The 23,145-nt window shown below is 74.7% G+C and carries 20 protein-coding genes; 12 read left to right on the top strand and 8 right to left on the bottom strand.

Features of this window, described 5'->3' with window-relative positions:
* Positions 1-38: 38 nt before the first annotated feature.
* Both EV189_RS10485 and EV189_RS10480 read right to left on the bottom strand, forming a co-directional pair.
* The gene (locus EV189_RS10485) at positions 39-977 is read right to left on the bottom strand and encodes a phosphotransferase enzyme family protein (RefSeq protein ID WP_130492812.1); all 939 of its coding nucleotides are present in this window, start codon (positions 975-977) and stop codon (positions 39-41) included.
* A 219-nt stretch (positions 978-1,196) separates the two neighbouring features.
* Positions 1,197-2,390, bottom strand: coding sequence for a class I SAM-dependent methyltransferase (locus EV189_RS10480; protein WP_130492811.1), 1,194 nt, complete (start codon positions 2,388-2,390; stop codon positions 1,197-1,199).
* A 106-nt stretch (positions 2,391-2,496) separates the two neighbouring features.
* On the opposite strand from EV189_RS10480, the gene EV189_RS10475 reads away from it, so the two are divergent.
* The 4 genes from EV189_RS10475 (at position 2,497) to EV189_RS20460 (ending at position 7,318) form a co-directional block, all read left to right on the top strand.
* On the top strand, positions 2,497-3,264 hold the full coding sequence (locus EV189_RS10475) for an SIMPL domain-containing protein (protein ID WP_130492810.1): 768 nt from the start codon (positions 2,497-2,499) through the stop codon (positions 3,262-3,264).
* Positions 3,265-3,440: 176 nt separating this feature from the next.
* Positions 3,441-3,755 (top strand): co-chaperone GroES, encoded by a 315-nt coding sequence (gene groES, locus EV189_RS10470; RefSeq protein ID WP_130492809.1) that lies wholly within the window; start codon positions 3,441-3,443, stop codon positions 3,753-3,755.
* A 156-nt stretch (positions 3,756-3,911) separates the two neighbouring features.
* A complete protein-coding gene (gene groL / locus EV189_RS10465) occupies positions 3,912-5,534 on the top strand; it encodes a chaperonin GroEL (RefSeq protein WP_130492808.1) in 1,623 nt (540 codons plus the stop codon).
* A gap of 347 nt (positions 5,535-5,881) precedes the next feature.
* Complete coding sequence (locus EV189_RS20460; RefSeq protein ID WP_231116255.1) at positions 5,882-7,318, top strand: M15 family metallopeptidase; 1,437 nt, start codon at positions 5,882-5,884, stop codon at positions 7,316-7,318.
* Between the two features lie 86 nt (positions 7,319-7,404).
* On the opposite strand, the gene EV189_RS10455 is transcribed toward EV189_RS20460, so the two are convergent.
* Positions 7,405-7,779 (bottom strand): WhiB family transcriptional regulator, encoded by a 375-nt coding sequence (locus EV189_RS10455; protein WP_130492807.1) that lies wholly within the window; start codon positions 7,777-7,779, stop codon positions 7,405-7,407.
* 221 nt (positions 7,780-8,000) lie between these two features.
* Here EV189_RS10455 and EV189_RS10450 point away from each other — a divergent pair, with 221 nt between their 5' ends.
* Together EV189_RS10450 and EV189_RS10445 are read left to right on the top strand one after the other, a co-directional pair.
* Complete coding sequence (locus EV189_RS10450; protein WP_407938128.1) at positions 8,001-9,017, top strand: MerR family transcriptional regulator; 1,017 nt, start codon at positions 8,001-8,003, stop codon at positions 9,015-9,017.
* Between the two features lie 165 nt (positions 9,018-9,182).
* Positions 9,183-9,788 carry a response regulator transcription factor gene (locus EV189_RS10445; RefSeq protein WP_130492805.1) on the top strand — a complete coding sequence of 202 codons (606 nt, stop codon included), beginning with the start codon at positions 9,183-9,185 and terminating at the stop codon, positions 9,786-9,788.
* A 238-nt stretch (positions 9,789-10,026) separates the two neighbouring features.
* Here EV189_RS10445 and EV189_RS10440 read toward each other — a convergent pair whose 3' ends face one another.
* Entirely contained in the window at positions 10,027-11,718 is a 1,692-nt protein-coding gene (locus EV189_RS10440; protein ID WP_130492804.1) for a glycoside hydrolase family 13 protein, read from the bottom strand.
* A gap of 246 nt (positions 11,719-11,964) precedes the next feature.
* Between EV189_RS10440 and guaB the strand changes: the two genes are divergently transcribed.
* Together guaB and EV189_RS10430 are read left to right on the top strand one after the other, a co-directional pair.
* Positions 11,965-13,476 carry an IMP dehydrogenase gene (guaB, locus tag EV189_RS10435; protein WP_196788551.1) on the top strand — a complete coding sequence of 504 codons (1,512 nt, stop codon included), beginning with the start codon at positions 11,965-11,967 and terminating at the stop codon, positions 13,474-13,476.
* 32 nt (positions 13,477-13,508) lie between these two features.
* Positions 13,509-14,630 carry a GuaB3 family IMP dehydrogenase-related protein gene (locus EV189_RS10430; RefSeq protein WP_130492803.1) on the top strand — a complete coding sequence of 374 codons (1,122 nt, stop codon included), beginning with the start codon at positions 13,509-13,511 and terminating at the stop codon, positions 14,628-14,630.
* 180 nt (positions 14,631-14,810) lie between these two features.
* Here the strand turns inward: EV189_RS10430 and EV189_RS10425 are convergent, their stop codons facing one another.
* Positions 14,811-16,430, bottom strand: coding sequence for a purple acid phosphatase family protein (locus EV189_RS10425; RefSeq protein ID WP_130492802.1), 1,620 nt, complete (start codon positions 16,428-16,430; stop codon positions 14,811-14,813).
* Positions 16,431-16,525: 95 nt separating this feature from the next.
* Here EV189_RS10425 and guaA point away from each other — a divergent pair, with 95 nt between their 5' ends.
* The 3 genes from guaA to EV189_RS10410 all read left to right on the top strand — a co-directional run bounded on the left by guaA (position 16,526) and on the right by EV189_RS10410 (position 20,182).
* Entirely contained in the window at positions 16,526-18,100 is a 1,575-nt protein-coding gene (guaA, locus tag EV189_RS10420) for a glutamine-hydrolyzing GMP synthase (protein ID WP_130492801.1), read from the top strand.
* A complete protein-coding gene (locus EV189_RS10415) occupies positions 18,097-18,624 on the top strand; it encodes a DUF1697 domain-containing protein (RefSeq protein WP_165400238.1) in 528 nt (175 codons plus the stop codon). Before guaA ends, EV189_RS10415 begins: the two co-directional genes overlap by 4 nt.
* Before the next feature lie 67 nt (positions 18,625-18,691).
* A complete protein-coding gene (locus EV189_RS10410; protein WP_130492799.1) occupies positions 18,692-20,182 on the top strand; it encodes a molybdopterin-dependent oxidoreductase in 1,491 nt (496 codons plus the stop codon).
* A gap of 105 nt (positions 20,183-20,287) precedes the next feature.
* Here the strand turns inward: EV189_RS10410 and EV189_RS20670 are convergent, their stop codons facing one another.
* On the bottom strand, positions 20,288-20,533 hold the full coding sequence (locus EV189_RS20670; RefSeq protein WP_231116254.1) for a hypothetical protein: 246 nt from the start codon (positions 20,531-20,533) through the stop codon (positions 20,288-20,290).
* On the opposite strand from EV189_RS20670, the gene EV189_RS10405 reads away from it, so the two are divergent.
* Positions 20,430-21,053 (top strand): fasciclin domain-containing protein, encoded by a 624-nt coding sequence (locus EV189_RS10405; RefSeq protein WP_407938127.1) that lies wholly within the window; start codon positions 20,430-20,432, stop codon positions 21,051-21,053. The two genes, EV189_RS20670 and EV189_RS10405, sit on opposite strands and share 104 nt — an antisense overlap.
* Before the next feature lie 117 nt (positions 21,054-21,170).
* On the opposite strand, the gene EV189_RS10400 is transcribed toward EV189_RS10405, so the two are convergent.
* Together EV189_RS10400 and EV189_RS10395 are read right to left on the bottom strand one after the other, a co-directional pair.
* Complete coding sequence (locus EV189_RS10400) at positions 21,171-22,544, bottom strand: hypothetical protein (RefSeq protein WP_130492797.1); 1,374 nt, start codon at positions 22,542-22,544, stop codon at positions 21,171-21,173.
* A 120-nt stretch (positions 22,545-22,664) separates the two neighbouring features.
* Positions 22,665-23,030: a response regulator transcription factor gene (locus EV189_RS10395; protein ID WP_130492796.1), complete on the bottom strand. Its 366-nt coding sequence runs from the start codon at positions 23,028-23,030 to the stop codon at positions 22,665-22,667.
* Positions 23,031-23,145 lie beyond the last annotated feature (115 nt).

Here is a 23,145-nt window from a genome sequence, read left to right as displayed (position 1 = left end):
CCGGCCGGGAAGCCCCCTTCGCTGCGGGCGGAGCCCGCCTACTCGACGTAGCGCTGCAGCGCGCCGCCGAACCACCCGGTGTCCTCGTCGCGCTGCACCGCGCACCACAGCCGAAAGGTGACCGCGCCGAGCCCGCAGAGCTCCTCCACGAGCCCGAGCCCCTCCCAGCCGCGGACGTCGCAGCCGTAGGCGTCGCAGAACGCGAGGTACTCGCCCTCGTCGATCGCGCCGCGCTCGCGCCGCTGGGCGGCGGGGACCAGGTCGTACTCGCGCGGGCCGACGGCCACGAAGTCGCTGTCGATGAGCACCGGGCGGCCGTCGCGGCGCAGCACGTTGGCGGGCGACACGTCGCCGTGGATCGCGCCGACGCCCAGCTCGCTGCGCAGCCCGGCGACCCGCTCGAGCAGCCGCTCGCGCGCCCCGAGGCAGGCGGCGACGAGGCCGGGGTCGGCGCCGGGTACCGCGGCGTACGCCGCGACCTGCTCGGGCAGCCGGCGCAGCGGCGTCCAGCGCGGCAGGTCCGCCGTCGGCACGTCGGCCGCGTGGTACGCCGCGAGCAGCGCGCCGGTCTCCGACCAGCCGACGGGCGCGTCCGCGGGGAGCCACGGGTACGCCGTCACCACGCCGTACGCCGTCTCGACGGGGCCGGCGACCGGCAGCACCCAGTGCTCGCCGGCGCCCGCGAGCGCGGCGGCCTGGGCGCGCAGCCGGGCGGCGTCGGTGCCCACCGGGTAGACCTTCACGGCCAGGCCGGCGACGCGGAGGACGGCGGTGGAGACGACCTGCACGACCTCTGCGTCGACGACGGCGGAGGGGGCGAGGCCCAGCACCGGCGCGGCGGCGGCGGCCGCGGCCAGGGCCTCGGCGCGGGTGAAGTGGCGCTGCGGCGCCCGCGCCGCCGGCAGGGCGGCGACGACGGGCGGGGCGACGGGGGTGCGCGACGACAGCAGGGTCGTCGACGAAGCACGCGGGCGCATGCGGACTCCGGAGCGGGAGGGGAGCGGGGCTGGAGCAGGACGAGGGGGCACCACGGCGAAGCCGACCGGCGGGCCTGGGCGCTGCTGCGCTCTCGCTGGAGAGGGTCCTCGTGGCCGCTGGTTCAGCCGCTGTTCCGCTTCCGGTCGCTGGGAATATACGGCTCGTCCGACGCCGGAGTGTAGGTTTCGCCGCCGACTCGTCGGGGCGCGCTCGCCGGGCTACGCGCAGCGCTCGACGAGCAGCGCGGTGTGCGCGCCCAGCACCCGGGTGAGGACGATCGTCAGCGTCGGGCCGCGCCCCCGCTGGGGCAGCCCGGGGAGCAGCTGCCCGCGGAACGCCTCCGGCACCACGGCCGTCCCGCGCTTCTTCACGACGACGTCGCCGGCGCCGTGCGCGCGGAGCAGGTCGCGCACGCGGCGCAGCGAGAACGGCACCGCGTCGAGCACGCGGTAGGCCGTGAGGAACGGCGTGCGCACCAGCCGCTCCGCCGTGACGTACGCGATGGTGGGGTCGAGCAGCCACCCGTCCACCAGCTCGGCCGCCTCGGCGACCAGCCCGGCGCGGATGACCGCGCCGTCGGGCTCGTAGAGGAAGCCGAAGGGGGCGACGGCCCGCGGCGGCGGGGTGCCCCTCCCGGGCAGGACGTCGCCGCCGGGGAGCAGCACGGCAGAGCGCCCGCCCCCGCGGGAGAGCCCCCCGGTCCAGACCGCGCACTCGACGACGTCCCCGTCGACCGAGACCCACTCGGCGTCCGCCCCGGCCGGGACGAGCTCGTGGGCGAGGCCCGGCGCGACCTTCGCCACGACGGGGACGCGAGCGGCGAGCCGCAGCACCGCGGACCAGGGCGGCGACCACTGCTCGGGGTCGGTCGTGCGCCGCCCCTCGCCGCGGCGCGCCGGGTCGAGGTACGCCGCGGCCACCCCCGCCAGGTCCGCGTCGGCGAGGTCCGCGGTGCGCACCTCCACGCGGTCGTCGAGCCCGAGGGCGCGGACGTTCGCGGCTGCGGCTGCCGCCGTCGCCGGGTCGCGCTCGACGGCGAGCACCCGGAGCCCGGCCCGCGCGAGGGCGAGGCTGTCCGCGCCGATGCCGCAGCCGAGGTCCGCGACCAGCGCGTCGGGCCCGACCGTCGCGACGAGCCGCTCGGCCCGGCGGTCGGCGACCTCGCGCCGGCTCGCCTGCTCGAGCCCCTCCTGCGTGAGCAGCATCCGCGCGGCGTCCGGGCCGAGCTTGCCGACCGCCCGCTCGCGCAGCCGCGACTGGGTCAGCGCGGCGGAGACGAAGGCCGCGTCGAGCCCCTCGCGGCGCAGCCGCTCACCCAGCGCGAGGACCTCGCGGTCGTCGTACGCCGGCAGCCCCGCCAGCAGCAGCTGGCCCTCGGGCGAGGCCAGCGCCCGCACGTCCTCGATCCGCACGGCGCCATCGTCGCAGCCGCGCCGGGACACGAGGGAACCAGCGGCGGCGCGCCCGCGTCACAGGGCCGACGCGGGGCTCCCGGCCCCGCCCGGCGGAGGAGGCAGCATGAGCGGGAGCGGCGTACGGGCGGGCGGGGGGCGCGGCGTGCTCGTCGTGGGAATGGCCGCGCTGGCGGCCGCACTGGTGCTGGTGCTGGGGGCGCTCGTCGCCCCGGGCCGCAGCTCCACGGCGGCCGAGCCCGCGGTCAGCAGCGACGACGGGGTGACGATCACGGCAGAGGGCTCGGCGAGCGGGACGCCCGACGTCGTCGAGCTCGCGCTCGCCCTCGAGGCCACGCGGCCCCGCGCGGACGCCGCGCTGCGGGCGTCGGGCACGAGCACCGCCGCTGTCGTGCGCGCGCTGCGCGCGGCCGGGGTGGCCGACGCCGACCTGCGCACGAGCGGGCTGGGCGTCTCGCCGTCCTGGGGCAAGGACGGGCGCGTCACCGGCTTCACGGCGCGCACGCAGCTCACCGCGACGCTGCACCAGGTGGGCCGCGCCGGCGCCGTCCTCGACGCGGCGGCCGCAGCCGGGGGCGCCGCCCTGCGCGTCGACGGCCTGTCGTACGGCGTGGCCGACCCCGACGCGCTGCTCGCGAAGGCCCGACAGCAGGCGTTCGACCGGGCGCGCGCCCGCGCCGAGGCGTACGCGCAGGCCGCGGGCCGCTCGCTCGGCCCCGTCGTCTCGGTGCGGGAGGACGCGGGGTCGGGCGGCGACGGCGCCCTGCCGAGGGCCGCCGCCTCGGGCGCGGCGGCCGGGTTCGACAGCACGGCGCTGCAGCCGGGCAGCACGACCGTCACGCTGGACGCGACGGTGCGCTGGTCGTTCGGCTGAGCCGCTCGTGCACGTCCCTGGCACTCGCCTTGACCGAGTGCCAGGGAGGCTCCTATGGTGGCGTTGGCACTCGCACCCGTCGGGTGCCAACGCCACGGAGCGTCCGACCCCCGCGACGGCGGCCGCCTCCACCGGCACCTGTCCGTGAAGACTGACGCATCCCCGGAGGTCGCGAAGTGACGACGACCGCTTCCAAGGTCACCATCAAGCCGCTCGAGGACCGCATCCTCGTCCAGGCGCTCGAGGCCGAGCAGACCACCGCGTCTGGCCTCGTGATCCCCGACACCGCCAAGGAGAAGCCGCAGGAGGGCACCGTCCTCGCGGTCGGCCCCGGCCGCTTCGAGGAGGGTGGCAAGGACCGCATCCCGCTCGACGTCAAGGTCGGCGACGTCGTGGTCTACAGCAAGTACGGCGGCACCGAGGTCAAGTACAACGGCGAGGAGTACCTCATCCTCTCCGCCCGCGACGTGCTCGCGGTCGTCGAGAAGTAGGTCCCCCCAGCGAGACGGCGGCCGGCGGTGCGCGAGCACGGCCCGGCCGCCGTTCGCGGTTGAGGGCCCTGCCCCGACCGCTGCCGCCACCCGCGCCCGGCGACAGCCCGTGCGCACCGAAGATCCACGCGAACCCGAGAGGAAGGCCGCAGCCGCATGGCCGCGAAGACCCTGCAGTTCGACGACGACGCCCGCCGCGCCCTGGAGCGCGGTGTCGACGCGCTCGCCAACGCCGTCAAGGTGACCCTCGGCCCGAAGGGCCGCAACGTCGTCATCGACAAGTCCTACGGCGCCCCGACCATCACGAACGACGGCGTGACCATCGCCCGCGAGGTCGAGCTCGAGGACCCGTACGAGAACCTCGGCGCGCAGCTCGCCAAGGAGGTCGCGACCAAGACCAACGACGTCGCCGGTGACGGCACGACGACCGCGACCGTCCTCGCCCAGGCCCTGGTCAAGGAGGGCCTGCGCAACGTCGCGGCCGGCGCCGCCCCCTCCGGGCTCAAGCGCGGCATCGACAAGGCCGTCGCCGCGGTCAACGCGCGCCTGCTCGAGGTCGCCCGCGAGGTCAACGGCAAGGAGGAGGTGGCCAGCGTGGCCGCCGTCTCCGCGCAGAGCCCCGAGATCGGCGAGCTCATCGCCGAGGCGATCGACAAGGTCGGCAAGGACGGCGTCATCACCGTCGAGGAGTCGCAGACCCTCGGCACCGAGCTCGAGCTCACCGAGGGCATGCAGTTCGACAAGGGCTACATCTCCCCGCACTTCGTCACCGACGCGGAGCGCCAGGAGGCGGTCCTCGACGAGCCGTACATCCTCATCCACCAGGGCAAGATCGGCTCGATCTCCGAGCTGCTCCCGCTGCTGGAGAAGGTCGTCCAGGCCGCCAAGCCGCTGCTCGTCATCGCCGAGGACGTGGAGGGCGAGGCCCTCTCGACGCTCGTCGTCAACAAGATCCGCGGCACCTTCACCTCCGTCGCGGTCAAGGCCCCGGCGTTCGGCGACCGCCGCAAGGCGATCCTCGAGGACCTCGCCGTCCTCACCGGCGCGCAGGTCGTCGCCCCCGAGGTCGGGCTCAAGCTCGACCAGGTCGGCCTCGAGGTGCTCGGCCGCGCCCGCCGCGTCGTCATCACCAAGGACGAGACCACCGTCGTCGACGGCGCCGGCACCGCCGAGGCCGTCGCGGACCGCAGCCGCCAGCTGCGCGCCGAGATCGAGGCCAGCGACTCCGACTGGGACCGCGAGAAGCTCCAGGAGCGCCTCGCCAAGCTCGCCGGCGGCGTCTGCCTCATCAAGGTCGGCGCGGCCACGGAGGTCGAGCTCAAGGAGCGCAAGCACCGCATCGAGGACGCGGTCTCCGCGACCCGCGCCGCGGTCGACGAGGGCATCGTCGCCGGCGGCGGGTCGGCGCTCGTCCACGCGAGCGCCGCGCTCGACGACCTCGCGCTCGAGGGCGACGAGGCCGTGGGTGCGTCCATCGTGCGCAAGGCCGTCGTCGAGCCGCTGCGCTGGATCGCCGAGAACGCCGGCCTCGAGGGCTACGTCGCGGTCGAGAAGGTCCGTGCCCTGGAGGCGGGCTCCGGCCTCAACGCCGCTACCGGCGACTACGAGGACCTCATCGCCCGCGGCATCATCGACCCGGTCAAGGTGACGCGCTCCGCGCTGACCAACGCCGCGTCGATCGCGAGCATGGTCCTCACGACCGAGACGCTCGTGGTGGAGAAGAAGGAGGAGCAGCCGGCGGCTGCCCACTCCCACGGCGGCCACGGCCACAGCCACTAGCACCACCGCCCGCACGGGCACCAGCAGCACCGCCCGGTCGGGGAGGGGCGTCCTGCTCAGGTCGCCCCTCCCGCCGGTCGAACTGGAGGCCGGGTCCCCTGCACGGGATCCGGCCTCCACCGTCTCCTCCCCAGGGGGGCAGCACCCGTGCGCAGCGCGGGAGGTTGCCCGGCGGGGAAGGCCGGACGTCGGGGAGGTGGACTCCCAGGCCGCTCACAGGAGCACGGCCTAGCGTGGAGGGCGGTCCGCAGGACGCGGGCGCGTGCGGCGACGAAGGGATGCGGGGCGTGAGGGTGGGCGTGGGTCGCGGGACGGCAGGGTCGGCCGCGGGACGGGGAGCGGCACTCGTGCTCGCCCTCGCGGTCCTCGGGCTCCCCGCGGTGGCCTCGGCCTCGGACGCGCAGCCCGAGCCCGCGCCGTCCAGCAGCACGCCCAGCAGCAGCGCCCCGAGCAGCCCCGCGCCCGCCTCCTCGAGCAGCGCGTCGAGCAGCCGGTCGAGCACCGGCTCCAGCAGCCCGGCTGCGACCGGGACCCCGTCGAGCAGCCCGTCGAGCAGCCCATCGAGCAGCGCCTCGCCCTCCGCAGCGCCGGGCGCGACGCCCAGCGGCGGCCCCACCGTCTCCGCCGGTGCGACGGCCAGCGGCTCGGCGACCCCGTCGGCCACGCCGACCCCGGCGCCCACCGTCCCGGTCATGACCCCGGCGCAGGCCGAGCAGCTCGCGTCCGCCGTGCGCGCGGGCACCGCCTCGCTGCAGCAGGCCAACGACCAGCTCGACTCGCTGCGCGCCTCCGCCAAGGCCGCGCTCGAGCTGCACGCGACCGCCAAGCAGAAGGCCGACGACGCCGCGCTCGCCGCCGCCACCGCGCAGCAGCGCGCTGACGCGCTGCGCGACCAGGCCGCCGACGCGCAGACGACGCTCAACCGGATCGCCGCCGACGCGTACCGGGGTGGGCCGCTGGCCGGGCGCACCCCCGGGCTGACCGCGCTGCTCACCTCGCACGACCCGGGAGAGCTGCTCCGCGACGTCCACGACGTCCAGTCGCTCGCCGCGGAGCAGAGCAGCACCGTCGCCTCGACGCAGCAGACGCTGGACGCCGCGCGCCAGGCGGCGAGCGCGGCGACGGCCGCCTCGGCCGCCGCGGTCGCCGCTGAGGCCGACGAGAAGACCAAGGCCGCGCAGGCCTCGACCCTGCTCAAGGCCGCGCAGCAGCTCGTCGACGGGCTCGCCGCGAAGCTGGCCGGCACGGGCACCGGCGACCAGCTCGCCCAGGCGCTGAGCGTCGCCGAGCGCCGCGAGCGCGACCAGCAGCTCACCCGCGCCGGCGCCCTCGCCACCGGGATCCCCTCGAGCGGCGCCGCCGGGTGCGACGGGTCGGACGCCGCGGCGTACCCCAACGGCCAGATCCCGCTCTCCGCGCTCTGCCCGCTGTGGGGCGCACCGGGCCAAGTGCTCCGCTCGGACGCGGCTGCGGCCTTCGACGAGCTGAGCAAGGCCTACGCCGCGCACTTCGGGACGCCGATCTGCGTCACCGACTCCTACCGCAGCTTGGCGGTGCAGCAGGACCTCATCCTGCGCAAGCCGACGCTCGCCGCCATCCCCGGCACGTCCAACCACGGCTGGGGGCTGGCCGTCGACCTCTGCGACGGCGTCCAGGACTTCGGCACCCCGCAGCACGTGTGGCTCGACCAGAACGCGTTCCGCTTCGGCTGGTTCCACCCCGCGTGGGCCGAGCCGAGCGGCAGCCGGCCCGAGCCCTGGCACTGGGAGTACGGCGGCGCCTGAACGGCTCCTCGGAGCACCGGCGCTCAGCCCGCACGCAGCGAGCCCGCACCCCGAAGGGTGCGGGCTCGCTGCGTGCGGGAAGAGGGTCAGGCCGCGGGGACGACCCTGCTCGGCGCGGGTGCCGGGGCGGCCGGGACGGTGATCTTCCCGATCGGCGCCAGCTCCTCCGCGACGGCGACACCGGAGCGGGTGCGCAGGTAGACCGCCTCGCGCTCGTCCTCCGACATCCCGCCCCACACGCCGTACGGCTCGCGCACGGCGAGGGCGTGCTCGCGGCACTCGGCGAGCACCGGGCAGCTGGCGCAGACGGCCTTGGCGGCGGCCTCGCGGTTGCGGCGGCGCGGCCCCCGCTCGCCGTCGGGGTGGAAGAACGTCTCCGGGTCGGTGCCTCGGCACGCGCCGAGCAGCTGCCAGTCCCAGAGGTCGGCGTTGGGTCCAGGAAGGCGGGACAGCTCGGCCATGGGGTCCTCCTCAGTTCGCTATGAGGACGCTATAACCGCTTCATAGGTTGTTCAACCCCTCGGCAGGGAGATCTGCGTCTCCCCGGTGTTCGGCGCGTGCGGCGTGCCGGATGCCGCGCTGCGTGTCGGGACCGTCCTAGGTGGCGGGTCATACCCGCTACCGCCACCATGGACCCATGCCGGCCGGTGACGACGCGCGGGCTTCCCGGGGGGAGTCGACGATGGGCGATCCCGCCGTGCCCGCGCTCACCGTGGCCGCCGTCGCCCGTCGTCTCGGTGTCGCCCCCGCCACCCTGCGGACCTGGGACCGGCGCTACCAGCTCGGTCCCTCGGGCCACACCGCAGGTGCCCACCGGCGCTACACCCCGGAGGACCTCGACCGGCTCACGCTCATGCGTCGGCTGGTCCTCGAGGGCGTGGCTCCCGCCGACGCGGCGCGCCTGGCGCACGAGCAGGCCCGTACGGCCGCGGAGGCCGCGGACGCCGAGGTCGAGCCCCCGGACCCCGAGCCGCTGCTCGCGTCGGTCACCACCCTCACCACGGGCGCCCAGGAGGCGCCGGAGGCAGGGGCCCGGCCGGGACCGGCCGGGGGAGGGCGCGTGCTCGCCCTCCCGCACGGCAGCGCCGCCTCCCGCGGGCTGGCCCGCGCGGCCATGTCGCTCGACCCGCACGCCTGCTCCTCGATCGTCCAGCGCGCCCTATCCGAGCACGGCGTCATCGCGACCTGGGACGAGCTCGTCGTGCCGGTGCTGCGCGGCGTGGGGGAGCGGTGGGCGGAGACCGGGGAGGGGATCGAGGTCGAGCACCTGCTCAGCGAGGTGCTGCTCGGCGCGCTGCGCCTCCACGTCCCCGAGGTCGCCTCCCCGGTCAACGGCCGCCCCGTCCTGCTCGCCTGCACCGAGGAGGACCAGCACTCCCTCCCGCTGCACGCCCTCGCCGCCGCCCTCGCGGAGCGGCGCTGCTCCTCGCGCGTGCTGGGCGCCCGGGTGCCGGCTCGCGCCCTCGCCGACGCCGTGCGCCGTACGGGACCCGCCGTCGTCTTCGTCTGGGCGCAGACCGCGCAGACCGCCGACCCGGCCATGCTGCGCGCCCTGCCCCTCCAGCGGCCGGGCGCGCTGGTCGTCAGCGGCGGGCCGGGCTGGGCCGGCGTACGTCACGAGGCGCGCGTCGAGCACGCCTCCAGCCTCGGCGACGCCGTCCGCGTCGTCATCGGCGCGGTCACCGCCGCGCGCGGCTGATCCCCCTTCCGGGGAGCCGCCCCCGGCCCGTAGCGCCGGGCGGGTGAACAAGTGCCACCCGAACGCTTGAGCCCCACGGGGTCGCTGCCGAAAGCACTGGGGACAGCGGACAGCGGGTCCGCCCGGCACGTACCGCCGGTTCCGTTCCTGGGAAAGAGGTGGCGCATGCCCACGGTCCTCGTGTGCGACGACTCGCCGATGGCGCGAGAGGCGCTGCGGCGCGGCGTGGCGGCGGTGCCGGGCATCGAGCGCGTCGCGGTCGCCGGCTCCGGTGAGGAGGCGCTGGCCCGCTGGGCCCACGAGCGCCCCGACCTGGTGCTGCTCGACGTGCGCATGCCCGGGCTCGGCGGTATCGAGGCGGCGCGCCGCATCCTCGCGGCCGACCCCACGACGAGCATCATCATGCTGACGATGGCCGAGGACGTCGACGGCGTGGCCCGCGCGGTCGCGGCCGGCGTGCGCGGCTACCTCGTCAAGGACGCGAGCCGCGAGGAGATCGCTGCGACGGTGACCTCCGCGCTCTCGGACGCGACGATCCGGCGGGCGACGGTGCCGAGCGCGCGGACCGGCGACGTGCCCTCGCTCACCGAGCGCGAGATGCAGGTGCTCGACGGCATGAGCCGCGGGCGCAGCAACGCGGAGATCGGCCGCGAGCTGTACCTCTCCGAGGACACCGTGAAGACCCACGCGCGCCGGCTGTTCCGCAAGCTCGGTGCCGCCGACCGCGCCCACGCGGTCGCCCTCGGCTTCCGCCTGGGGCTCGTCCACTAGCAGGCCCGTGCGCACGAGAGGGGCACGTCACCGGCGCTCGGCCGGCGGCGTGCCCCTCTCGCGTGCGCAGCGGCGGCGGTGGCCCCCGCAGTGAACGGGGGCACCCAGTGGCGCTCGGACGCGCACTGGGTGCCCCCGTTCGCGGGAGCCCGCACCGAACGGGGGCACCCAGTGGCGCTCGGACGCGCACTGGGTGCCCCCGTTCACGAGGGGCTGCCCCGAACGGGGAGGGGGATCGCTAGCGCAGCCACACCGCCGCGTCGACCGGGAGCTCCCGGCCGCTCAGCCCGGCGCTCGCCAGGACGACGTCGCCGAGGCCCTCCGGCAGGACGTACGGGGCGCTGCCCGTGTTGACGACGCACCGCGCCGCGCCGCGCTCGAAGGCGAGGACGTCAGGGCTCCCGGTCTCCAGCCACACGAGCGGCTCGGCGGCGGCGAACAGTCCGCGCCGCTGCGCGAGGGCGTCGCGGTAGAGGTGCAGCACGGAGGAGCGGTCCTCCTCGAGCGCGCTGACGGCGTACTTGCCGAACCAGTCGGGCTGCGGGAGCCAGGGCTCTGCCGGACCGTCGGCCCCGCCGGCCAGGGAGAAGCCGAAGCCCGGGCGGTCCTCGGTCCACGGCAGCGGGACCCGGCAGCCGTCGCGGCCGACCTCCTCGCCTCCGGTGCGGAAGAACGCCGGGTCCTGCCGCGCCTCGTCGGGCAGGTCGGTGACCTCGGGCAGCCCGAGCTCCTCACCGGCGTACAGGTAGACCGCGCCGGGCAGCGCGAGCTGGAGCAGGACGGCCGCGCGGGCGCGGGCCGACCCCTTCTCCACGTCCACGGCACCGCGGGCGCGAGCCGCCTTGATGGGGTCCGCCTGGCTCGTCGTGGCCGCGGGGTCGCGGGTGATGCCGTAGCGCGTCACCGTCCGGGGCACGTCGTGGTTGGACAGCGTCCAGGTGACCGGCGCGCCCGTCGCCGCCGCCTGCTCGACGCCGCGCGTGATGGCGCCGCGGAACGCCTGCCCGTCCCACGGCTGGAGCAGCAGGTCGAAGAAGAACGCCTGGTGCAGCTCGTCCGGGCGCAGGTAGTCCGCGAGCGAGTCGACCTGCGGCACCCAGACCTCGCCGACGTACATGAGCTCGCGGTCAGGGGAGTAGGAGTCCGCCAGCGCGCGCCAGGAGCGGTAGACCTCGTGGACCTCCGCCTGGTTCCACATGTGGCCGTTGTAGTCGTGCGGGTCGCAGTCGTGGCCGTCCTCGGCGCACGGCCAGTCCGGGAGCTCCGGGTGCTTGTAGAGCCCGTGCCCGACGTCGATGCGGAAGCCGTCGATGCCGCGGTCGAACCAGAAGCGGAGCACCTCGTCGAACATCGCCGGCACCTCGGGCGCCCGCCAGTCGAAGTCGGGCTGCGAGGAGTCGAAGATGTGGAGGTACCACTGGCCGGGCGTCCCGTCGGGCCCGGGGACCCGGGTCCAGGCCGGCCCGCCGAAGATCGACTGCCAGTTGTTGGGGGGCAGCTCGCCGCCTGCGCCCCTCCCGTCGCGGAAGACGAAGCGCGCCCGCTCGGGCGAGCCCGGTGCCGCGGCGAGCGCCTCCTGGAACCAGGGGTGGTCGCTCGAGCAGTGGTTGGCCACGACGTCGAGCAGGACCTTGAGGCCGCGCTCGTGGGCGTCGGCGACGAGGGCGTCGAAGGAGTCGAGGTCGCCGTACGCCGGCTCGACCGCGAAGTAGTCCGCGATGTCGTAGCCGTGGTCGCGCTGCGGCGAGGAGTAGTGGGGGTTCAGCCAGATCCCGTCGACGCCCAGCCGGGCGACGTGGTCGAGCCGCGCCCGCAGGCCGGCGAGGTCGCCGATGCCGTCGCCGTCGGCGTCGGCGAAGGAGCGGACGTAGACCTGGTAGATGACGGCGTCGCGCCACCAGCTGGTGGGGGCCGTGGTCGGGTGGTTCATGGTCGGGTCCTCAGGACGAGGGAGTGGGAACGCGTCGTCGCGTGCCTGGCACTCTGCCGGACTCTTGCACCACCTGCAAGAACCTTCACACGTCTGCAACCCGCGCGTCGCACGAGCGACCTCTCCCGAGCAGAGGACGCACTGGGGTACCTCCGTGGTTCAGCCCGCGCGGGTGCCGGTGGCCGCCCCCGTAGACTGGGCACCCGCCCGGCAGCCCCTGCCGCGCGAACGCCTGGAGGTGCGAGGGTGCCGCAGCCCGCGTCCGAGACCTTCCCGGAGCGGTTCGCCGCCCTGGGCCTCACCTACGACGACGTCTTGCTGCTCCCCGCGGCCTCGGACGTCATGCCCGGCGCCGTGGACACGACGAGCCGCGTGACCCGCGGCATCAGCGTCGCGCTCCCGCTGCTGTCGAGCGCCATGGACACCGTCACCGAGGCCCGCATGGCCATCGCCATGGCGCGCCAGGGCGGGCTCGGGATCCTCCACCGCAACCTGCCCGCGGACGAGCAGGCCCAGCAGGTCGACCTGGTCAAGCGCAGCGAGGCCGGGATGGTCGCCCAGCCGGTGAGCATCGGCCCGGACGCCACGCTCGCCGACGCCGACGCGATGTGCGGGCACTACCGCATCTCGGGCCTCCCGGTGGTCGACGAGCACGACGTGCTCGTCGGCATCATCACCAACCGCGACATGCGCTTCGAGCGTGACATGACCCTGCTCGTCCGCGACGTCATGACGAAGGCCCCGCTCGTCACGGCGCCGGTCGGGGTCGGCCACGACGAGGCCCTGGACCTGCTGCGCCGGCACAAGGTCGAGAAGCTCCCGATCGTCGACGCCCAGGGCAAGCTGCGCGGCCTCATCACGGTCAAGGACTTCGTCAAGAGCGAGCAGTACCCCCTCGCGACGAAGGACGAGACCGGCCGGCTGCGCGTCGGCGCGGCCGTGGGGGTGGGGGACGACGCGTACCACCGTGCGGGGCTGCTCGTCGACGCGGGCGTCGACGTCCTCGTCGTCGACACCGCCCACGGGCACTCGCAGGCCGTGCTCGACATGGTCGCGAAGTGCAAGGAGAACTTCCGCGTGGAGGTCATCGGCGGCAACGTCGCGACCCGGGCGGGCGCGCAGGCGCTCGTGGACGCGGGCGCGGACGCCGTCAAGGTGGGCGTCGGCCCCGGCTCGATCTGCACCACGCGCGTGGTCGCGGGCGTCGGCGTGCCGCAGGTGACGGCCATCTACGAGGCCTCGCTCGCGGCCGGGCCGGCGGGGGTCCCGGTGATCGGGGACGGCGGCCTGCAGTACTCCGGCGACATCGCCAAGGCGCTCGTTGCCGGCGCGGACACCGTCATGCTCGGCTCGCTGCTGGCGGGCTGCGCCGAGTCGCCCGGTGAGATCGTCTTCATCAACGGCAAGCAGTTCAAGTCCTACCGCGGCATGGGCTCGCTCGGTGCGATGCAGTCGCGCGGCAAGAGCGGGGGACGGGCGTACTCCCGCGACCGCTACGCGCAGGACGACGTGCTCTCCGACGACAAGCTCGTGCCCGAGGGCATCGAGGGCCAGGTGCCGTACCGCGGCCCGCTCTCGGCCGTCGCGCACCAGCTCATCGGCGGCCTGCGCGCCTCGATGGGCTACGCGGGTGCCGCGTCGGTCGCCGAGCTCAAGGAGCACGGCCGGCTCATCCGGATCACGCCCGCGGGCCTGCGCGAGAGCCACCCCCACGACGTCCAGATGGTCGTCGAGGCCCCCAACTACTCGCGGCACTAGCCGCACCACCCCGTACGGAGAGGTCGCACACGTTGGCAGAGGTCGAGATCGGTCGCGGCAAGCGCGGTCGCCAGGGGTGGTCCTTCGACGACATCGCGGTCGTGCCGAGCCGGCGGACGCGCGACCCCGAGGAGGTCTCCGTCGCCTGGCAGATCGACGCCTACCGCTTCGAGATGCCGGTGCTCGCCGCGCCGATGGACTCGGCGATGTCGCCCGCGACGGCCATCGCCGTCGGCAAGCTCGGCGGCCTCGGCGTGCTCGACCTCGAGGGGCTCTGGACCCGCTACACGGACCCGGTCCCGCTGTTCGACGAGATCGCGGAGCTCGACGAGCGGGCAGCCACGGCACGGCTGCAGGAGATCTACTCCGCGCCCGTGCAGCCCGAGCTCATCACCGAGCGCATCGCGCAGGTCCGCGCGGCGGGCGTGACCGTCGCCGCATCCCTGACGCCCCAGCGCACCCAGCAGTTCTGGAAGACCGTCGTGGACGCCGGGGTGGACATCTTCGTCATCCGCGGCACCACGGTCTCGGCCGAGCACGTCTCCGGGCGCGCGGAGCCGCTCAACCTCAAGCAGTTCATCTACGAGCTCGACGTGCCCGTTGTCGTGGGCGGGTGCGCGACGTACCAGGCGGCGCTGCACCTCATGCGCACCGGCGCGGCCGGTGTGCTCGTCGGCTTCGGCGGCGGGGCGGCGCACACGACGCGCACCGTGCTCGGCGTCGCGGTCCCCATGGCCTCGGCGGTCGCCGACGTCGCGGCCGCGCGCCGCGACTACATGGACGAGTCGGGCGGGCGCTACGTCCACGTCATCGCCGACGGCGCCGTGGGGCGTTCGGGCGACGTGGCCAAGGCGGTCGCCTGCGGTGCCGACGCCGTCATGATCGGCTCGCCGCTCGCCCGCGCCGTCGAGGCGCCCGGGCAGGGGTGGCACTGGGGCGCCGAGGCGTCCCACGCCGAGGTCCCGCGCGGCCTCCGCGTGCACGTCGGCACGGTCGGGACCCTCGAGGAGGTCCTGCTCGGGCCCTCCACGACCGCGGACGGCTCGCTCAACTTCGTCGGCGCCCTGCGCCGGGCGATGGCGACGACCGGCTACTCCGACCTCAAGGCGTTCCAGAAGGTCGAGGTCGCGGTCTCGCCGCTGCCCGTGCGCTAGCGGCCCGACCGGGTGTGCGGGCCGCCCGCGTGGCGGGGCAGTTGATCAGGCTGCCGCACGAGGTGTGCGCCGCAAGGACCAGATCTCGTCCGTCCGGCGCACACCTCGTCGGGTCGGGGCACATCTCGATCGGGCAGCCTGATCAACTGCCGCCCCGTCGGGTGAGGTGCGGCGGAGCTGTCAGCGGCCCGCGTCGGAGCGCGGGCGCTGCAGGGTGAACGTCTCGAACGGCGCGAGCTGGCCGTACGGGCCGGTGACGTCGTAGTACGTCACCGTGATCCGCGTCAGCCCCTCGGCCTTCGTGCCCGGGTCGACCTCGAACGCCGCGAACCCGTACGCGTGGGCGGCGTTGCGGACGGCCGACCAGGGCGCGTCCTCCTGGACGTAGACCGGCGGGCGCTTGTGGGTCGTCGGGTTCGGGTCGCCGACCGCCACGATGACGCGGCAGGCGGGCGGGTCGAAGAACAGCTGGTTCGAGGGCGCCGAGGTGCCGCCGCCGCCGATGACCATGTGGACGGTGCCCTTGGTCGTGTCGATGACCTGGGTGTCGCGGTCCGCCGGGATCGGCGTACGGGTCTGGTTGGCCAGCTGGCCGCGGATGGGGTGCGAGCGCTCGTAGTGGTGCTCGTGGCCGCAGACGACGAGGTCGACGCCGTACTGGTCGAACAGCGGCAGCCACTCCTCGCGGATGCCGAGGTCGGCGCCGTTGAACTTGTCGGCCGAGCTGATCGCGACCTGGTGCATGCAGACGACGATCCAGTCGATGCCCTTGTCCGCGCGGGCGGCGGCGAGGGTCTGCTCCAGCCAGGCCTTCTGCGCGCCCTGGGAGTAGCCGCGGACGTAGTTGTCGCCGCCGTCCTGGTAGACCACGTCGTCGTTGGCGAGGAAGACCACGCGCACCGAGCCGACGGTGATGGCGTACCAGAGGCCCGCGGTCACGTCGGTCTGGCCGGGCTGGCGCGGCAGCGAGAAGTACGTCTGGTACGCCTCGTAGCCGATCGGCCCGTTGCCCTTCTCGTCCTCGTGGTTGCCCGGCGCCGGCATCCACGGGCGGTTGCGGGCGCTGCGGGTGTTGTTCTCCCAGAAGTCCGACCAGGTGCGGACGCGGTCCTGTGCCAGGTTGGCGTAGCAGAGGTCGCCGTTGAACAGGTGGAACAGCGGCTGCACGCGCTCGACCGCGGCGACGGTGTCACCGGCGGCGGGGGAGCCGAGGTTGTCGTTGACGAACGGCGGGTTCGGGATCGTCACGCCCGCGGGCGGCGTGTAGACCTTGCCGAGGGTGGGCGTGCCCTGGTCGCCGAAGCTCGTGAAGGTGAACGACGAGCGGCCGGTCGGCGCGGTGTGGAACGTGCCGAGCTGCGGCTCCGCGCCGTCGTGCACGGCGAGGAAGTCGTAGTCGGTGTCCGGGTGGAGGTCCCAGACCTTCGCGTGGTGCGCGTAGACCGTCTGGCCGGACTTCGCGTCGACGTAGCTGGTGGTGTCGGCCTTCCAGGCGTCGACGATGCGGCGACCCGTCTTCGCGACGAGCGCACGCGGGTTGGCCACCGGCTGCAGCGAGTGCCAGGAGACGGTCATCTCGTGGGCCGAGTCCTCGCCGAACTGCAGGTGCAGGCCGGCGACGCGCGGGGTGGTGACGGCGTCGCCGCCGCCGAAGGGGCCGTGGTCGGGGGTCGAGCCGTGGCCCGCCGCAGAGGCGGCGGGGGCGGCGAGAGTGGCACCGACCGCGACGGCGGCGGAGCCGGCAGCCGCGGCGGCGAGCAGCGCGCGGCGGGAGACGAGGGGGTCCGGGGTGTCGGTCACGGCGGCCACCCTGCTCGCCGCGTACGGGATCTTCGAGGCCCTGCGGGTGAACAGCAGGGGAACCCTCGCCGGAGGGCGCCCACTACCCTTGCCGGGTGACCGCCACGCACCAGGATCTCGTGCTCGTCGTCGACTTCGGGGCGCAGTACGCCCAGCTCATCGCCCGGCGGGTCCGCGAGGCGCGGGTCTACAGCGAGATCGTGCCGCACACGGCCACCGTGGAGGAGATCGTCGCCCGCAAGCCGAAGGCGATCATCCTCTCGGGCGGCCCCTCCAGCGTCTACGCCCAGGGCGCTCCGCGGGTCGATCCGGCGCTCTTCGGCGCGGGCGTGCCCGCCTTCGGGATCTGCTACGGCTTCCAGGCGATGGCGAGCGCCCTGGGGGGCACGGTCCAGCGCACCGGGCTGTCGGAGTTCGGGCGCACCGAGCTCGAGGTCACGGGCGCCGACTCGACGCTCTTCCACGGACTGCCGGCGCAGCAGCCGGTCTGGATGAGCCACGGTGACGCGGTGACCGAGGCGCCCGAGGGCTTCCGCGTGGTGGCGACCTCGGCCGGCGCCCCCGTCGCCGCCTTCGAGGACACCGCCCGCGGCCTCGCGGGCGTGCAGTTCCACCCCGAGGTCCTGCACAGCGCGCACGGACAGGCTGTCCTGGAGCACTTCCTCTACGAGATCGCCGGCTGCGAGCCGAGCTGGACCACGGACTCGATCGTCGAGGACCAGGTCGCTGCGATCCGCGAGCAGGTCGGCTCCAAGCGCGTGGTGTGCGGCCTGTCCGGCGGGGTCGACTCCGCCGTGGCCGCCGCCCTGGTCCAGCGCGCCGTCGGTGACCAGCTCACCTGCGTCTTCGTGGACCACGGGCTGCTGCGCAAGGACGAGGCGCGCCAGGTCGAGGAGGACTTCGTCGCCGCCACGGGCGTCTCGCTCAAGGTCGTCGACGCCAAGGAGCGCTTCCTGTCCGCGCTCGCCGGTGTCACCGACCCCGAGACCAAGCGCAAGACCATCGGCCGCGAGTTCATCCGCGTCTTCGAGCAGGCCGCCGCCGAGGTCGTGGCCGAGGGCGACGCTGCGGGGGAGCCGGTCGAGTTCCTCGTGCAGGGCACGCTCTACCCCGACATCGTCGAGTCCGGCGGCGGAGCGGGCACTGCGACGATCAAGTCGCACCACAACGTCGGCGGCCTGCCGGAGGACCTGCAGTTCGCCCTGGTCGAGCCGCTGCGCACGCTGTTCAAGGACGAGGTCCGCAAGGTCGGCCTGGAGCTCGGGCTGCCCGAGGAGATCGTCTGGCGCCAGCCGTTCCCCGGCCCCGGTCTCGGCATCCGCATCATCGGCGAGGTCACCGAGGACCGCCTCGCGATCCTCCGCGAGGCCGACGCGATCGCGCGCGAGGAGCTCACCCTCGCCGGGCTCGACCGCGACATCTGGCAGTGCCCCGTGGTCCTCCTCGCCGACGTCCGCTCGGTGGGCGTCCAGGGTGACGGGCGGACCTACGGCCACCCCGTCGTCCTGCGCCCTGTCACCAGCGAGGACGCGATGACGGCCGACTGGGCGCGGGTGCCGTACGACGTGCTGGCGCGCATCTCCACCCGCATCACCAACGAGGTGCGCGAGATCAACCGCGTCACGCTCGACGTCACGAGCAAGCCGCCGGGCACCATCGAGTGGGAGTGAGCGGCCGCTGGGTCGCCCTGCTCCGCGGCATCAACGTCGGCCGCGCGAAGCAGGTCGACATGGCCGTGCTGCGCCAGGTCTTCGCCGGGCTCGGGTGCGCGGACGTGCGGACGCACCTGCGCAGCGGCAACGTCGTCTTCACCGCCGACGGGCCGCCCGCGGAGGACGCGGTGGAGGCGGCGGTCGAGGCAGCGACGGGCGTGTCCTGCCGCGTGCTCGTGCGCTCGGCCGACGAGCTGCGCGAGGTCGCCGACGCCAACCCGTACGCCGCGGTGGCTGACGACCCCTCGCGGCTGCTCGTGGCCTTCCAGAGCGCCCCGATGCCCGACGACGAGTGGGCCGCGTTCCAGGCCGGGGTCCGCGCGCCGGCCGAGGCGCAGCGCGTCGGCCGCGCCGTCTACGTGTGGTGCCCCGACGGCGTGCAGGAGGCCACGGCCGGCCTGCAGCGCACCAGCAAGGGCGTCATCTCCACCGCGCGCAACTGGCGCACCGTGACGAAGCTGCTGGAGATCGCCTCGGGCTGAGCCCGATCCGGGGGCCGCCTGCCTCCGAACCCCTGGTGTGGACACGCCGAGCCGTAGGACCAGTCGGGTGCTCGGCGGCGTCGCCGGGCTCGTCGCAGCACTGCTCGCGCTCGGCGTCGCCCAGCTCGTCTCCGGGCTCCTCGAGCGTCCCTCGACCCCTGTGGTTTCCGTGGGCGGGGCGTTCGTCGACCGGACTCCGCGGTGGCTCAAGGAGTTCGCGATCCGGCAGTTCGGCCAGCACGACAAGCAGGTCCTGCTCGCCGGGGTGATCACGACCGTCCTGCTCGGGGCGGTGGTGATCGGCGTGCTCGCCGCCCGCCGCCGCTGGATCGGGTACGCCGGGGTGGCCGCCCTGGGCCTCGTCGCCGCCGGCGCGGCCGCGACCAGGCCGACCGCCACGGCGGTGGACGTGCTGCCCTCGCTCGTCGCGGGCGCGGTGGGGGTCGCCGCGCTGGCGCTGCTGCTGCGCTCGACGCCTGTGGTGCACAGTGCCGGGCGACGCAGCTTCCTCGTCTTCGCAGGGGGTTCTGCCGCTGCGGCCGGCGTCGCGGCCCTGGTGGGCCAGCGGCTCACCGATCGGCTCGACGTCGGGGCCTCCCGGCGTGCGGTCGCACTGCCGAAGCCGGTGAGCCCGGCACCGGCGCTCCCTGCGGGGGCGCAGCTGGCGGTCCCGGGGATCACCGGGTTCTACACCGAGCCGCGCGACTTCTACCGCGTGGACACGGCCCTCGTCGTCCCGCAGCTCTCGACGGACGACTGGAAGCTCCACATCCACGGTCAGGTCGCCGAGGAGCGCACGCTGCGCTGGGACGACCTGCTCGCGATGCCCATGATCGAGCGCGACATCACGATCTCGTGCGTCTCCAACGAGGTCGGCGGCAACCTGGCCGGCAACGCCCGCTGGCTGGGCGTCCCGGTCAAGTCCCTCCTCCAGCCGCTGCGCCCGAAGACAGGTGCCGACCAGGTGGTCTCGCGCTCGGTCGACGGCATGACGATCGGCACCCCCACCGCGGCCCTGCTCGACGGCCGCGACGCCATGCTCGTGGTCGCGATGAACGGCGAGCCGCTCCGCCCCGAGCACGGCTTCCCCGTCCGCATGGTCGTGCCCGGCCTCTACGGCTACGTGTCGGCGTGCAAGTGGATCACCTCGATGGAGGTGACGACCTTCGCGGCGTACGACCCGTACTGGGTGCAGCGCGGCTGGAAGGAGCAGGCGCCGATCAAGACCTTCTCGCGCATCGACACTCCCAAGCCGCTGTCCACCTCGACGCCCGGGACGGTCGCGGTGGGAGGTGTGGCGTGGGCGCAGGAGAGGGGGATCTCCGCCGTCGAGGTGCGCGTCGACGAAGGCCCGTGGCAGAAGGCAGAGCTCGCGGCCTCGAACACGAAGGACACGTGGCGCCAGTGGCTCTGGCGCTGGACGGGCGCGACGTCGGGGGTGCACACCCTGCAGGTCCGTGCCACCGACGGCACCGGCGCCGTGCAGCCCGAGAAGCGCGAGGCCCCCTTCCCCAGTGGCGCGACGGGCTGGCACTCGGTCGTCGTCCGCGTGGGCTGAAACACCCCGTCAGGGAGACGTACCTCACCCATCCGGCCCCGGATCTGGTCCGAATCCCAAGCAAGACAAGCAGAACTCGTCGCACGGGAAGCCGTGCACAACTCTTCAGGAGAAGAAGATGCTGCTCCGCAAGAACTCTTCCGTCGTCCTGGCCGGCACCGTGACGGCCCTCGCCCTCAGCCTCTCCGCCTGCGGCAGCAGCAGCAGCGGGGGCAGCTCGGCGGGCTCCGCTCCGGCCAGCAGCTCGATGTCCTCGAGCGGCAGCATGGCCTCGAGCGCGCCGATGACCTCCGACAGCTCGATGGCCTCGAGCGCGCCGATGGCGTCGGACAGCGCGATGGCGTCCGACACGCCGATGGCGTCCAGCGGTGCCGAGGCCGCGACCCTCGTCGGTTCGGGCTGTGCGGCGTACGCCAAGGCGGTGCCGAGCGGCGCCGGCTCGGTCGCGGGCATGGCGCAGGACCCGGTGGCCACTGCAGCCTCGAACAACCCGCTGCTCAAGACCCTGGTCGCCGCCGTCTCCGGCAAGCTCAACCCCAAGGTCAACCTCGTGGACACCCTCAACAGCGGCAAGTTCACGGTCTTCGCCCCGGTCGACGCGGCCTTCAAGAAGGTCCCGGCCGCCACGCTGAAGAAGCTCAGCACCGACCAGGCGCTGCTCACCAAGGTGCTGACCTACCACGTGCTCGACGGGCAGATCAGCCCCGACAAGATCGCCGGCACGCAGAAGACCCTCGAGGGCAGCACCGTCAAGGTCGCCGGCAGCGGGAACAACCTGACCGTCAACGGCAACCACGTCATCTGCGGTGGCGTGCAGACCGCCAACGCGACCGTCTACCTCATCGACGGCGTGCTGACGCCCACGAAGTAGTCGAGCTTCCAGCCGGTCCCCCGGCTGGAGAGACGCAGGCGCGGCAGGCCGTCCGGGGGGACCAGGCCTGCCGCGCCTGTCGGCGTACGCAGCGTCGGGCGGCCGGGGAGGGCGCCCTCAGCCGTTGTCGCCGCCCCAGACCGGCTGCGGATCTCCGGCGGCGGGGGTGCCGGAGGTGTCCGGAGCATCGGGGGTCCCCGGGTCGCCCCCGACGGCGGGCGGGGTCGTCGCCGCGGCGGAGAGGTCGCGGCCGAGCACCGTCAGCACCGGCAGTCCGGCGGTGACCACGCGCTCGTTGCCCGCGACGTCGCGGACGGTGGCGCTGGGCTTCCACGCCCCCGCCTCCGAGCAGACGGACAACGTCCCCGTCCCGGTCCAGCGCCCCACCTGAGCGCTGCCCGAGGCCCGCTGCAGGTCGGCCGTGACGCTCTGCCCCGAGGGGCTGGTCCAGGTGACCCGGGCCGACGCGACCCCCGACAGGGCGTCGCGAGCGGTGGCGGACACGCTGAAGGTCGCGGTCCCGCCCCGGGTGTCGACGGTCGCCGGAGTGGCGGTGACGCCCGAGAGGGTCGGGGCCACCGCATCGGTCCCGGAGACGACGGCGACGCGCGAGGTCCAGTGATTCGCGGCGAGGTCGCGGGTCGCGTACGTCCGGGTGTTGAGAGCCCCGTCGACGAGCAGCGCCTGCGCTCTCCACGCGCCCTTGCCGACCCAGCGCGGCACGACGACGTCACCGGAGAAGACGCCCTTCCGCGCCGTCCCCGACGTCCGGCGGAGCAGACCGGTGACCGTCGGCTCGCTGGACCCGGGCGGCGTGAGCTCGACGGAGGCGCTGAGGACTCCCGACAGCCCGTCTGCCACCTGCGCCGTGACGTGGACCCTGCCCACCGCGCGGGTCGTGTCGACGCGGACCGGAGCGATCGTCAGCGCGGTCGCCGCGGGCGGCACGAGGTCGGGCGTCGAGGTGACGTCGACCTGGTGCGGCCAGCCCTTGGCGGCGAGGTCGCTCTCCTGCAGGAAGGCGACGGCGCCGCCGGCGTCGGTCGCGATGACGCTCTCGACCGACCAGGCGCCCGGCACGACCCAGCGGGCCACCGTCGCCTTGCCCGAGAACGTGCCGCTCAGCGCCGTGCCCGCGGTGCGGCGCAGCGTCGCGTACGCGTAGGACTGCTTGCCACCGGGGCCCTTCGGCGACGCGAGCAGCACCTGCACGCTGGACACGCCGCGGTCGTCGTCGCTGGCCCCCACGGTGAGCGAGACGTCCTTCGGCCCGGAGCGGACGTCGAGCGCCGCCGGGCCCGTCCCCAGCGAGGTGATGGTGGGCGGGGTGTACGCCGTGAGGTCGCAGGCAGCAGCCGTCGTCGCGCTGGCCTCCCCGGCGTACGCGCTGGCGGCGGGCGCTGCCAGGCCGCCGGCGACCGCGCCGGCGGTGACGACCACGGCCGGCCAGGCCGTCCGCCGCCGGGTGGTCGGGATCGTGTGGTGTGCCACGTCGAGCATCTCCTCGGGTCCGCGGACGCCGTGTGCGCCCGTGGGACCAGAGTCCGTACGCGAGCTGCCGCTTCCTTGCGGTCCGCTTGTCGCGGCTGCCCGCGGAGCCCGTCGTCGCGGCTACGCCGCGGAGGTGCACTCCTCGACGGCCGCGGTCAGCTCGCTGGGGTAGAACGGCTTCGCGAGGTAGTGCGCGCCGCGGGCGGTCACGGCGGCGCGGGCGGAGCTGCCCTGCACGGCGGTGAGCACGACCGTGTTCGCGCCCGCGAGGCCGGTCGCCTGCAGTGCGGTGAGCACGTCGAAGCCGTCCATCCCGGGCATGTGCAGGTCGAGCACGGCGGCCTCGGGCAGGCCCTCCTCGAACACCAGGGAGAGCGCCTGGTAGCCGCTCTCCGCGGTGAGCACGGTGTGCCCCGCGCGACGCAGGCACGCGCTGATGAGCAGCCGCGCGTCCTGGTCGTCCTCGACCACCAGCACCCGTGCCATGCGTCCTCCTGGACCACTGCTCGCGCCGCCCTCCTGGCGTGCGCGTTCCTTCCCTGGGAGTCTCGGCAGGCGGGAGGGACGGACGAGCGGCCGAACGGGTGGCACTCGTGCAGGT

The organism is Motilibacter rhizosphaerae, assembly GCF_004216915.1.
GTDB classification, from domain to species: Bacteria; Actinomycetota; Actinomycetes; order Motilibacterales; family Motilibacteraceae; genus Motilibacter; species Motilibacter rhizosphaerae.
Note: the sequence above shows the minus strand (reverse complement) of the source record. Positions and strands in the feature narration are given on the sequence as shown.